Here is a 13112-nt window from a genome sequence, read left to right as displayed (position 1 = left end):
CAGCAGACGGCAGGTTCACGAGACCAGGATCAAGTCAAAGGAGTGACAACATGAAAGACGCCATTCGCTTGGGCGACTCCACTACCCACGGTGGCAAGGTGCTCGAAGCCTTCTCCCAGACCGATCTCAACGGCAAGCCTGTTGCCGGAGTCGGTCACAAGGTCAGCTGTCCACTGTGCAAAGGGGTTTTCCCGATTGCAGAGGGCAGCAGCACCTACACCGTTGATGGCACGCCCATCGCTCTGGACGGTATGAAAACCGCTTGCGGCGCTGCGCTGATTGCAAGCGGCCCGAAAGGGGCTGTGATCAGTTGAATCAACATGTACCGCATCGGCATATGCCGGGCATCACCTGATGTTTGTTGCATGAGTGTTGGCAGGCCCAGGCCATCAATCATTTCTTTAAAGTCTCGAACTATCTTACGGATGAGATGCAGTCATGACGACTGAAACGCCTGTCGCGAAAGTACGTGAACCTCAAGTGGCGATCGTTCCGCTCAACACCATTGACATCAAGGATGTCGGACGCGGTGCAGCCAGATTCGATGCCTGGCTGCAATCGATCAGTGGTGGAGTAGTCACTCTTGAGCGCGTCAAGAACGTTGCCGGAGCGTTGCCGGTGGTGGGCAACATCATGGCCTTGGTGGATGCGCTCGGAGACATTGTTGTCCTTGCCAAAAGCAAGCAACGCCAGATTCTGGACTGGGTCAGCCTGGGTATCAATCTGATCGGTGTTTTACCGGCCCCACCCACAATGGCCTCGGCGCGTATGACCTTGCGTCCGACCTTGTCACTGGTGCGTCAAGAACTTCGTAACAGCGCCAAGATGCTGCTGGGCGATTCGCTGATCGAAGTCCTGATCGGACATTTGAATGCCACCATTGTCGGTACGATCGATGACTTTGTAGAGCAGGCCAAGCCGAAGCTGGCTGAAATACTCGACAACGGCGGCAAGCTTGGCCAGAACGCGGTCAACGAAATCGCCAAGGGCCTGGAAACGGTCGTCAACGGCAAGCTTGATGCAAAAGGCGACATGAAGTCGGCGAGTGCCAAGATGAGTGCGGCCGGAGGTCAGTTGTTGCATGACCCCAAGGCAGCCATCAGTAATATTTTCGGCGCAGCCTTCAGCGCCTACAAGGCTGCCGGTAAAGGTGTTGCCAACAGCGCGGCAAAGAACCTGTTGCCGGACAGTGCCAAGGCTTTGGTGCTGAGCAATACCGGCATGCTTCGTACTATGGGTGTGGAGTTGCGCACTCAAATGAACAAGCTGGGTGATCCGGCTGTTCAGCATTCAATCGGTTGGCTGCTGCAGATGCTGGCAGGTTCTGTCATGAGCTGGCGCAAGCGTCGAGCACATGGTCAAGGGGCCAGCGTCAAGCCGGATACTACTTCAAAGACTCAGCACAGGGCTGGAGAGGGGCGGCTTGAAGCCAGCAGCCAACAAGCGCCAGCGACGCATAACTGCAAAACATGTAAAAACGGCGTCATGCCGGGCACGGTGCATAGCATCAGTTTTGCCCTGGGCTCTGAATCGCTGAGCCATACGGATTTCAACCTGCCTGGTGCATTCCCTCTCGAGTGGACACGCACCTACTGTTCGCGTCTGGATGCGTATGACGCCAGCGAGATGGGCGCCCGCTGGATTACATCGTTGACTACCCGTTTTGACTGTGTTGGCGGGAGTCTGGTGTTCCATGACGCTGATGGTCGCAGCCACGACTATGTGCTGCCCGAGACAGGGCAGACTCACTACGATGCCATTGAAAACATGACGCTGGTACGGGTGACCGATGACCAGCTTCTGTTGTGCAGAGGGTTTGAACGCAAGGAAACCTATCTGCGTCGTGGACAACGTTTCGTGCTGGTCGGCGTGGTTTTACGCAACGGTGCGGGAATCATGCTGCACTACGAGCATCGCCACGAAGGAATGCCGGTGCTGTCCGACCTGATTACCTATCAGGGTGATATGGCCGACGTCAGATATCACCTCGGCACCCTGCTTGATGAGCACGGTCGCGTGAAGGGGCTTTGGCTGATCAGCGACGGTGTTCCTCAGCGTCAACTGTGTGCCTATCACTACGACAGTGTCGGTGATTTGATTCAGGCTCAGGACGAGAACGGTGCGGCCTGGAGCTATGAGTACCAGCATCATCTGATCCGTCGTTACACCGATCGGACCGGACGGGGCATGAATCTGGAATGGCAGGGCACAGGCGCTGATGCCCGGGCCGTTCGCGAGTGGGCGGACGACGGCAGTTTCGACACGCGCCTTGAGTGGGACGAGAATATTCGCCTGACCTATGTCACCGATGCGTACGGTAACGAAACCTGGCACTACTACGACATTCTTGGTTATACGTACCGCATTCGCCATCCGGATGAACGTTCCGAATGGTTGTTCCGTGACGAAGCGAAAAACCTGATTCGACACGTACATGCTGACGGCACAACTGATCGCTTCATCTACGACGCGCGTGGCAACGTCGTCGAACATTTGCGTGCCGACGACAGCGTGCTGCATTTTGCCTACGACGATCTGGATCAACTGATCAAGACCAGCGATGCAGAAGGGGGGCAGTGGCAGCGTGCTTATGACGATCATGGCAACCTTGTGGAAGCAGTCGACCCCCTTGGTAACGTAACGGAGTTTGCCTACAGCGTGGCAGGGTTGCCGACAGCGATCAAAGACGCCGCCGGCAATGAGAAGAAGCTCGACTACAACGATGCCGGTCAACTGATCGAGTATGTCGACTGCTCAGGAAAGACCAGGGCCTGGGAGTACAACGAACTCGGACAGATGATCTGTTTTACCGACGCGGCCGGCCAGAGTACCGAGTACGGGTATCGACTGGGCCAGCTGGCCTGGATCAGGCACCCGGACAAGTCCGAGGAATATTTTGAAAGAGACGCTGAAGCCCGGTTGCTCGCGCACACGGATCGTCTTGGTCGCTGCACTACCTGGAAATATACAGCTGCTGGTCTTGTAGCCGAGCGCATCGATGCTGATGAGCATACATTGGTCTACCGCTGGGATCGTCTCGGGCGCTTGCAGGCGCTGGACAACGAAAACGAGAGCCGGGCGCATTTCCTCTACGACCCGATAGGTCGCCTGCTGGAAGAAAAGAGCTTTGATGGTCGTATCACCCGCTATCGGTATGATTCTGATACGGGCCATTTGAGTCATATCGTCAACGGCGAGCGTGTGATTTGCGTGTGCTTTGATGCCATGGGACGCCTGATTGAGCGGCGCGCCAGTCAAGGTGAGAAATCGCAAAGCGAGCGCTTCATTTATGACGGCAACGGTAACCTGATTGAAGCCGCCAACGCAGACAGTCGTTTACAGTGGTTTCACGACCTGGCCGGCAATGTGCTGCGCGAGCATCAGCATTACCTTGGGCTGGACCAGCCCCCGGTAGTTGGCGTGTGGCAGCACGAGTACGATGTGCTCAACAATCGGGTCGCGACAGTTCGTCCGGACGGGCACCGTGTCAGCTGGCTCACCTATGGCAGCGGTCATTTGTTGGGGCTACGCCTGGACGAGCACGAGCTGATTGGCCTGGAGCGCGACGACCTTCATCGTGAGATTGTCCGGCATCAGGGCAACCACCTGCAGCAGACGCAAAAGTGGGATTCTGCCGGTCGTTTGCAGGAGCAGGTGCTGGGGCGCATTGAGGACGGTGCGACGCTTGTCAAACGGACATATCAATACGATGCCGCTGGTCAACTGACTGCGATCAACGATACCCGAAGAGGCGCGATTTCATACCGTTACGATCCTCTCGGTCGACTGTTGGAAGCAGCGACACGACAGGTGGTTGAAACATTCACCTTTGACCCGGCCAGTAATCTGCTTGATGAAAAGGCGAGTGAAATTCGACGACCACTGGACCGGTCTCCGCGCCAGGAGAGGCAGGTAGACAACCTGCTACACGAGTACGAAGGTAATCAGTTCACATACGATGAGCGCGGCAACCTGGTCGAGCGTCTGCAAAACAATCAGCGGAGCTTCCTGCAATGGGATCTGTTTGACCGTTTGGTGCGATTTGAAGATCAACGCTTGTCGGTTGAATTCGCCTATGACGCTCTTGGACGTCGTCTTCACAAAAACTCTGTCGCCCATTCCAAGGGGCGTCCCGAGGCGGGGTCGCACTGGAACCGGAACGAGCATGCACGCATACAGCGAGAGTACGGCTGTGGCTTCACGCTCTACGGCTGGGACGGTAACCGACTTGCCTGGGAAAGCAGTGCCGCGCAACTGGATGGCGGTGCCGGGCGCACGGTGCACTACATTTTCGAGCCCGGTAGTTTCGTTCCTGTAGCACAGGCCATACGACATGCCCCGATTACACTGACGAATCAGCCTGAGTATCAGGGAGAGTACAGCCTGGATGACGATCCGTTGTGGAATCGCAAGGTCACGGTTCAGCCAATTGACGTTTTGCTCTGGTATCAGTGCGATCACCTGGGTACGCCTCAGGAACTGACCGACTCTGAGGGGCAGTTGGTCTGGACGGCTCAGTACAAGGCATGGGGGGCGATATCGGAGCAGCAATCGCAATCGGCCCGACAAAGTGATGTGAGAAATCCTATAAGATTTCCGGGGCAGTACCATGATCATGAGACCGGGCTGCATTACAACCGGCATCGCTACTATGACCCGGCGGTGGGGCGATTCGTCAGCCAGGATCCGATCGGTTATGCGGGCGGTCTGAATTTCTACACCTATGGTCCGAACCCTACAGGGTGGGTGGATCCGATGGGCCTGACGGGGGTCGATGTCTATCGGGCCATGAAAACCGACGAAAAAGGAAAGCCCATTGCTGACTCGACCGCGCGTGGCCTAGGGGTACGTCCTGTCGATATTCCAGTTGATAAAGATGGGAACGTTCATCCCAATACCGGTGGGATGTCCGTAGCGCCGGATACTCCGCAAAACCTGCCGGATCATCGGCGCCCCTCCACGTTACCCGGCGGAACCGGCAAAGACAGCGCCTGCAAATTGAATACCGCTTCACTTCCGGAAAGTCTTCGTTACGTGCAAGACAAAAAAACTCACGGAACCATTCAGCCTAGTAAGGCCATGCCACTTTCTGATTACCAGAAGGCACTAGGGTCGACGGCTGAGCATTGGGAGAAACAATGATGAAAACGCTTGATAAACCGTTGGACGATGAACTGTCCGGCGCATTGAGGAGGGGGGATGATCTTCTTTCGATACGGGAAATCCTGCTGAAGTATCGAGATAAGGGTTTTTCGGCTATATCGGTTAATGAACTGTTGGGGTCAATGCGCGGTGATGCCGATGAAGAGTTGGAGGATCGGATTCTGGAGGTGATGGATATCGTTACCGGGTTTTGTGCGCCAGCTCTGGAAGTCTGGTAAGCGGCGGGTTTGGAATTGAGAAGTTTCACTGGAAATCTGGGGAATGAGCATGAAAAACACTGCTGTGATCCTTGCACTGACCGCCACTTTCGGCCTCTGCGCCCTGGCCCGCGCAGAAGCGCCAGATCCCGCTACCCTGAAAAGCATGTATGACAGCGGTCGCAACATGTCGGGCCTGATCAAGCATTGCGTCGACAAGGGCTACCTGAAAGCGGACAGCACGGAAAACGCCAACAAGATGGTGGCGTTCGTTGCGAATATGCCGGGCGCATTCGACAAGGCTGATGGCGACAAGAACGAAAGTCTCGGTCGCAAAGGCGAAGTGTTGGCCGACGGTCAATACAAGAGCCTGAAAAGCAACCTGCCGCCGGATCTGAGCCTCAAGCAATGGTGCGTGCAAGCGGATCAAGGGATGCGTGAGGGGCTCAAGCAAATCGGCTTGTAAACCACATCGAAGAGAACGCTCGCCATGAGACCTGAAAAACCACCCACCGACGCTTCGGCACTCATCGACGCTCGAATCGCTGAACTGGACGATTGGCGTGGCGTCATTCTCAGCGAGATTCGCAAGGTCATTCATCAGGCCGATCACGAGGTGGTGGAGGAGTGGAAGTGGCGCGGCGTTCCGGTGTGGTCGCGGAGCGGGATCATTTGCACCGGGGAGACTTACAAGGCGGCGGTGAAGATGACCTTCGCCAAGGGCGCGGCGCTGGCTGATCCTGCGGGGTTGTTCAACGCCAGCCTTGAGGGCAACACCCGCCGGGCGATTGATTTTCATGAGGGCGACACGGTCGATGAGCAGGCCTTGAAAGCGCTGATTCGCGAGGCGATTGCGCTGAATCTATCGAAGTGAATCGTGGCGTTTGCCTTGGCTCAGAAATAACTGGCTGTTTTAAAACAAATTTTTTTGCACTCAGGGCTTCCCAGATCAAAAAAAGGTTGGTAAATTGCGGCCCATTCTCGCAGAGCTTGTTACAGAGCTTGAGATACAGGGGCGTCGCCAAGCGGTAAGGCAGCAGGTTTTGATCCTGCCATGCGTTGGTTCGAATCCAGCCGCCCCTGCCATATTCAGAAAAAACGCCAGTCCGAAAGGGCTGGCGTTTTTTTATGCGCGCGATTTGTGGCTGGGGCTGACAGTTGCCTGAGCCGGAGCGGGGGACTGATGTAAACTGCCCGCGCGAAAGTCCCGGCGGGTTATTGGCCGGCGACCCTCAATCTCTCCAGACAAGAGACTTTCATGGCTAATCAAGACCTCAGCTTTACCCCTGATCCGGATGCAGATTCGATTTCCTCCGACGTTGTCGGTTTCAACGGCATTCTGGTTTCGACCCAGATCCCGACCCGCGCCGACGGCAGCCTGGAGCTGGGCGATATCACCCTGCAAAGCGAATGCACCCTGCAGGCGCTGAAAGTGGCGCTGGAGCGGGCCGGCAGTTCGATGGATCGCGTGATGCACCTGACCATCTACCTCACCGACATGGCCGACCGTGCGGCGTTCAACGAAGTCTACAAGCGCTTCTTCGCCAAGCCATGGCCGGTGCGCGCCGCTGTGGGCGTGGCGTCGCTGGCGGTGGAAGGCATGCGTGTGGAAGTCACCGCAATGGCCGCCAAGGCCTGACCGCCCCCTGTAGGAGTGAGCCTGCTCGCGATAGCGGTAAATCAAGCACCATCAACGTTGACTGTGCCACCATCATCGCGAGCAGGCTCACTCCTACAGGAGACTCTCGTGTCGGATTGGAGCGAGGTCATCTGCCACTTGGCAGCACAGGCGTGCCGCTCGGGCGTTTCGCGGCTACAATGCGCGCCTTAACCGTGACAGCCTGACTAAAAAAACTATGTCCTTGCCCAAGCATCATCTGGAACTGCTCAGCCCCGCCCGTGACGTGGCGATTGCCCGCGAGGCGATCCTGCACGGCGCCGACGCCGTGTACATCGGTGGCCCGAGCTTCGGCGCGCGCCACAATGCCTGCAACGAGGTGAGCGAAATTGCCGAGCTGGTGGAGTTTGCCCGCCGTTATCACGCGCGCATTTTCACCACCATCAACACCATCCTGCACGACAACGAACTGGAGCCGGCGCGCAAGCTGATCCACCAGTTGTACGACGCCGGTGTCGACGCGCTGATCGTCCAGGATCTGGGCGTGATGGAACTGGACATCCCGCCGATCGAGCTGCATGCCAGTACCCAGACTGACATCCGCACGCTGGAGCGGGCGAAATTCCTCGATCAGGCCGGTTTCTCGCAACTGGTACTGGCCCGCGAGCTGAACCTGAAAGAAATTCGTGCCATCGCCGACGAAACCGATGCCGCCATCGAATTCTTCATCCACGGCGCGCTGTGCGTGGCGTTCTCCGGGCAGTGCAACATCTCCCACGCGCAGACCGGGCGCAGCGCCAACCGTGGCGACTGCTCGCAGGCCTGCCGTTTGCCGTACACCCTGAAAGACGAAAAGGGTGGGGTGATCGCCTACGAAAAACACCTGCTGTCGATGAAGGACAACAACCAGAGCGCCAACATTCGCGCGCTGGTCGAGGCCGGTGTGCGCTCGTTCAAGATCGAAGGTCGCTACAAGGACATGGGCTATGTGAAGAACATCACCGCCTATTACCGCCAGCGCCTTGACGACGTGCTCGAAGACCGCCCGGACCTGGCCCGCGCTTCCAGCGGCCGCACTGCGCACTTCTTCCTGCCGGACCCGGAAAAGACTTTCCACCGTGGCAGCACCGACTACTTTGTCACCGATCGCAAGATCGACATCGGCGCGTTCGACTCGCCGACCTTCACCGGCCTGCCAGTGGGCACCGTCGAGAAAGTCGGCAAGCGTGACCTGCAGGTGGTGACGCAGGAACCGCTGTCCAACGGTGATGGCCTCAACGTGCTGGTCAAGCGTGAAGTCGTGGGTTTCCGCGCCAACATCGCCGAGCCAAAGGGCGAGTTCGAAGAAGACGGCGAGAAGCGCTATCGCTATCGCGTCGAGCCGAACGAAATGCCCGAAGGCCTGTACAAGCTGCGGCCGAATCATCCGCTGAACCGCAACCTCGACCACAACTGGCAACAGGCGCTGCAGAAGACCTCTGCCGAGCGTCGTATCGCATTGAGCTGGGTCGCACGTCTGCGTGAAGAACAGCTGGAAGTGACTGCGACCAGTGAAGAGGGCATCAGCGCCAGCGTGACTCTGAACGGCCCGTTCGGTGTCGCCAACAAGCCGGAGCAGGCGCTGGAGCAATTGCAGGATCTGCTCGGCCAGCTCGGTACCACGCAGTACCACGCCACCGACATCAAGCTCGACGCGCCGCAGGCGTTCTTCATTCCGAACTCGCAGCTCAAGGCCTTGCGCCGTGAAGTCATCGAAGCCCTGACTGCCGCCCGCGTCGCCGCGCATCCGCGTGGCAGCCGCAAGGCCGAAACCACGCCGCCGCCGGTGTACCCGGAGTCGCACCTGTCGTTCCTGGCCAACGTCTACAACCAGAAGGCACGCGACTTCTATCACCGTCACGGCGTGAAGCTGATCGATGCGGCCTACGAGGCGCACGAAGAGGCCGGTGAAGTGCCGGTGATGATCACCAAACACTGCCTGCGTTTCTCGTTCAACCTGTGCCCGAAACAGGCCAAAGGCGTGACCGGTGTGCGCACCAAGGTCGCGCCGATGCAGCTGATTCACGGCGACGAAGTGCTGACCCTGAAGTTCGACTGCAAGCCGTGCGAGATGCACATTATCGGCAAGATGAAAGGCCACATCCTCAACATGCCGCAACCGGGCAGCGTGGTCGGCCACATCAGCCCCGAAGACCTGCTGAAAACCATCCCGCGCGCGCCACACTGAGTGACGGGCGGGCGTGGCGCTACGGTGTCACGCCTGCTCGGGCTCTCGCTCCGCCAGCTCTTCGAGCAGGTCGGCTGACGGCACAAAGAACAACCCCCCGGTGACTGCGGTGCTGAAGTCCAACAAACGGTCGTAGTTGCCGACGGGTTTGCCGACAAACATGTTCTCCAGCATCTGCTCGATCGGTTCCGGCGAGCGCGCGTAGCCGATGAAATAGGTGCCGAACTCGCCAGCCCCCGGACGACCGAACGGCATGTTGTCGCGCAGAATCTTCTGCTCCTGACCGTCCTTGGTGATGGTGGTCAGGGCGCTGTGGGAGTTGCTCGGTTTCACCTCTTCACCGAGTTCGATGTCGGCCAGTTTGGTCCGGCCGATCACCTTCTCCTGAGCCTCGACGCTCAGCGCATTCCACGCCTCCATCTTGTGCAGGTACTTCTGCACCAGCACATAACTGCCGGATTCGAATGCCGGGTCTTCGTTGCCGATCAGGGTGAAGTGGTCTGCCTTGCGGCCCACCGGGTTCTCGGTGCCATCGACGAAACCGATGATGCTGCGCATGTCGAAGTAGCGGAACCCCTGCACCTCATCCACCACGGTAATCGCGCCATTGAGTGCGCTGCACAACTGGGTCGCCAGTTCGAAACACAGGTCCATCTGGTCGGCACGGATGTGCAGCAGAATGTCGCCGGGAGTGGCTACGGCGCGACGGCCCTCGACGCCGAACTCGCGGAACGGATGCAGCGACGCCGGGCGCGGACTGCCGAACAGGGCGTCCCAGGCGCTGGCGCTGAACCCGCAGACACACGACAAGTTGCCGCTGGGCACACGTTTGCCGACCGAGCGGGTGAGGGCGGCGATGTCGCCGCACCAGCCGCGCACCCGACTGGCGGCGTCGCTGCCGGGCAGCAGCGTGGCGACGATGAAGATCGCGCTGCTGGTGATCGGGTTGCAGATCGCTTGTGGCTCGGGGGTATCCATTGATGAGGTCATAGTCGGTTCCATATGCGCGGGGCCAAGGTCGGCGCTCAGTATGAAACCAAAAACGTTTCATCGGTATCTCAGAAGCGACCCAGTCGATAGGCATCCATCGTCGGCACGCCGGCATTGGTCGAGGGAGACGCCAACTGAGCAATCATCTGCGCAGTCACCGCCGCCTGCGTCAGCCCCAAATGCTGATGCCCGAACGCGAGCAGCACTTTACCGTCGCCGACCTTGTCGATGACCGGCAGCGAGTCCGGCAGCGACGGACGAAAGCCCATCCACGGCGTCGCGTCTTCAGCGTTCAAATCACGGCGGAATAAGCCCTTGCTCAAACGGTGTAACTGCCAGGCGCGTTCCATAAACGGCGGGCGCTCCAGACCGGCGAACTCAACGGTGCCGGCCAGGCGCAAGCCGCCGGCCATCGGCGTCATGATGAACTTGCGCTCCAGCGACGTGACGGCGAACGGCAGTCGCTCGTGCTCGTGGGGCAACATCAGGTGATAGCCGCGCTCGGTGTCCAGCGGCACGCGTTTACCGGTCAGCGCAGTGGTGAGCTTCGCCGAATGCGCGCCACAGGCGATCAGCACCTGCCGCGCGGTGAAACGCCCCTGATCGGTGATCAGTGACACGCCATGCGCCTGCAACTGGCCGCCCTGAACCTCCTGCTGAATGAACTGCACGCCGGCCATTTTGGCCGCACTCACCAGTTCGCACACCACCTGATACGGGTCGAGAAAATGCCCGGTGCGCGGGTAGAACAACCCGCCCTGAATCTGTTCGCTGAGCTGCGGCGCGGTGTCCCGCACGGCGCTGGCCGACCAGAAGTCCACGGGCACCTGTTGCTGACGCATGCGAGTCTGCAAGGCGTCGATCGCTTGCCGCGACTCGGCGCGCTCGAACACCAGCAGCGAGCCGTCCTCCTTGAGCAGGTCGGGGCGGGCGATGCTGTGCAGCAAGCGCTGCCACGCGTCGAGGCTGCTTTCATTCAGCGCGCGCAAACCGGCCACGGTGCGCTGAAACGGCGCGGGGCGCAGGTTCAGCAGCAAGCGGGTGAACCACGGTACGGCGCGCGGCATGTACTTCCAGTCCAGACGCAGCGGCCCCATCGGGTCCATCAACATTGCTGGCAGACGCCTGAGGATCGACGCGTCGGCAATCGGAAACACCTGCTCGGTGGCCAGATGCCCGGCGTTGCCGAACGAGGCGCCATGACCGGGCGGCTGCCGGTCGATGACCACCACCCGTTTACCCTGACGTGCCAGTTGCAGGGCGCAGGCGACACCGATGATGCCGGCGCCGATCACCGCGATATCGGCATTGTCCGCTGTGAGGTTGTCGGGCATGTTCAGGCTTCCCTCTGACCGTCGAGCAAGCGTCGTAATTGCAGCGGATTCGCCTGTTTCAGCGGCTGCGGCAGCAGGCTGTCGGGAAAATCCTGATAACACACCGGCCGCAGGAAACGCAGGATCGCCGCCGTGCCCACCGAGGTGCTGCGCGAGTCCGACGTGGCCGGGAACGGCCCGCCATGCACCATCGCATCGCACACTTCGACCCCGGTCGGCCAGCCGTTGACCAGCAGACGTCCGGCCTTGCGCTCCAGTGTCGGCAACAAGGCCCGGGCGCGATCCAGATCGGCGTCATCCAGGTGCAGAGTGGCGGTCAACTGGCCTTCGAGGTGTTCGCAGACCTGGCGGATTTCATCGTCGTTGGCGCACTGTACGATCAGTGATGCTGCACCAAACATTTCACCTTGCAGGCGTGCGTCAGCGAGGAAGTCCTGCGCCTGAGTGACGAACAATTGCGCCTGGCACTGGTTCGGCCCTTCAGTCGCGAGACCGCTCGCCACGCGTTGCGCCTGAGGATGTTCGGCCAACGCGGCGACGGCGCTTGAATAGGCGCGGAAAATCCCCGGCGTAAGCATGGTCTGCGCCGGGCTGCGCTGGACCCCTTCGGCGGCAGCGGCGATGAAACTGTCCAGTGCCGCCCCTTGGCGAGCAATGACCAGACCGGGATTGGTGCAGAACTGCCCGGCGCCCTGAGTCAGCGAGGCGACAAAGCCCTGCGCCAACGCCTCACCGCGAGTGGCTAGCGCTGCGGGAAACAGCAGCACCGGATTGATCGAACTCATTTCCGCATACACCGGAATCGGTTCCGGCCGCGCTTGCGCTGCTCGACTCAGGGCGAGGCCGCCGCTGCGCGAGCCGGTGAAGCCCACCGCCTTGATGCGCCAATCGCTGACCAATGCAATACCGACTTCGTTGCCCGAACCGAACAGCAGCGAGAACACGCCGTCGGGCACACCCGATTTTTTCACTGCACGCGTCAGCGCCTGGCCGACCAGTTCACTGGTGCCGGGATGCGCGCTGTGCGCCTTGACGATCACCGGGCAACCGGCGGCCAATGCCGAAGCGGTGTCACCACCCGCCACCGAGAACGCCAGCGGAAAGTTGCTGGCGCCGAACACCGCCACTGGCCCCAGCGCAATCTGCCGCTGGCGCAGATCAGAACGTGGCAGTGGCTGGCGCTGGGGTTGTGATTGGTCGACCCGCACATCCAGCCATTCGCCGGCACGTACGGTGCGGGCAAAGGTGCGCAATTGCCCGCAGGTGCGTCCGCGTTCGCCTTGAATCCGTGCGCGTGGCAGGCCGCTTTCGGCCACGGCGCGGTCGATCAGCGCATCGCCAAGGGCTTCGATCTCCTTGGCGATGGTTTCGAGAAATTCAGCGCGCGCCTCCAGGGAGGTCTCGCGATAACGATCAAAGGCTTGCCACGCCAGTGCGCAGGCCTGTTCGACATGCTCAGCGCTGCCACCGGCATAGGCCGGTTCCAGCACTGCGTCGGTGGCGGGGTTGATCGCGCGGATCGCTTCACGGCTGCCGGCGATGGCTTGGCCGCCGATCAACATGTGGCCTGTCAGAGTCATGAC

General features: G+C 59.8%; 10 protein-coding genes and 1 tRNA gene. 8 read left to right on the top strand and 3 right to left on the bottom strand.

Going from position 1 to position 13112, the window contains the following annotated elements:
- Positions 1-50 precede the first annotated feature (50 nt).
- From ACM6I7_RS04750 to ACM6I7_RS04715, 8 genes are all read left to right on the top strand, one after another.
- On the top strand, positions 51-314 hold the full coding sequence (locus tag ACM6I7_RS04750) for a PAAR domain-containing protein (RefSeq protein WP_007969244.1): 264 nt from the start codon (positions 51-53) through the stop codon (positions 312-314).
- A gap of 124 nt (positions 315-438) precedes the next feature.
- Positions 439-5142 carry an RHS repeat-associated core domain-containing protein gene (locus tag ACM6I7_RS04745; protein ID WP_414888058.1) on the top strand — a complete coding sequence of 1568 codons (4704 nt, stop codon included), beginning with the start codon at positions 439-441 and terminating at the stop codon, positions 5140-5142.
- A complete protein-coding gene (locus ACM6I7_RS04740) occupies positions 5142-5381 on the top strand; it encodes a hypothetical protein (RefSeq protein WP_238547102.1) in 240 nt (79 codons plus the stop codon). Before ACM6I7_RS04745 ends, ACM6I7_RS04740 begins: the two co-directional genes overlap by 1 nt.
- A gap of 49 nt (positions 5382-5430) precedes the next feature.
- Positions 5431-5826, top strand: a complete 396-nt coding sequence (locus ACM6I7_RS04735) for a hypothetical protein (RefSeq protein WP_115990597.1) — start codon at positions 5431-5433, stop codon at positions 5824-5826.
- A gap of 24 nt (positions 5827-5850) precedes the next feature.
- Positions 5851-6234, top strand: a complete 384-nt coding sequence (locus ACM6I7_RS04730; protein WP_414888057.1) for a DUF1801 domain-containing protein — start codon at positions 5851-5853, stop codon at positions 6232-6234.
- Positions 6235-6371: 137 nt separating this feature from the next.
- Positions 6372-6446, top strand: a tRNA-Gln gene (locus ACM6I7_RS04725).
- Positions 6447-6618: 172 nt separating this feature from the next.
- The gene (locus ACM6I7_RS04720) at positions 6619-6999 is read left to right on the top strand and encodes a RidA family protein (protein ID WP_003224376.1); all 381 of its coding nucleotides are present in this window, start codon (positions 6619-6621) and stop codon (positions 6997-6999) included.
- Between the two features lie 217 nt (positions 7000-7216).
- Positions 7217-9205, top strand: coding sequence for a peptidase U32 family protein (locus ACM6I7_RS04715; protein ID WP_258674618.1), 1989 nt, complete (start codon positions 7217-7219; stop codon positions 9203-9205).
- 27 nt (positions 9206-9232) lie between these two features.
- Here ACM6I7_RS04715 and ACM6I7_RS04710 read toward each other — a convergent pair whose 3' ends face one another.
- The 3 genes from ACM6I7_RS04710 to ACM6I7_RS04700 form a co-directional block, all read right to left on the bottom strand.
- Positions 9233-10195: a Dyp-type peroxidase gene (locus ACM6I7_RS04710; RefSeq protein ID WP_414888056.1), complete on the bottom strand. Its 963-nt coding sequence runs from the start codon at positions 10193-10195 to the stop codon at positions 9233-9235.
- 68 nt (positions 10196-10263) lie between these two features.
- A complete protein-coding gene (locus tag ACM6I7_RS04705; RefSeq protein WP_414888054.1) occupies positions 10264-11529 on the bottom strand; it encodes an FAD-dependent oxidoreductase in 1266 nt (421 codons plus the stop codon).
- A 2-nt stretch (positions 11530-11531) separates the two neighbouring features.
- Positions 11532-13109: an aldehyde dehydrogenase (NADP(+)) gene (locus tag ACM6I7_RS04700; protein ID WP_414888053.1), complete on the bottom strand. Its 1578-nt coding sequence runs from the start codon at positions 13107-13109 to the stop codon at positions 11532-11534.
- Positions 13110-13112: the final 3 nt, after the last annotated feature.

It is taken from the genome of Pseudomonas sp. IT-93MI4, from assembly GCF_949767635.1.
Taxonomy (GTDB): Bacteria; Pseudomonadota; Gammaproteobacteria; order Pseudomonadales; family Pseudomonadaceae; genus Aquipseudomonas; species Aquipseudomonas putida_A.
This window is presented reverse-complemented; position numbering and strand designations above follow the sequence as displayed.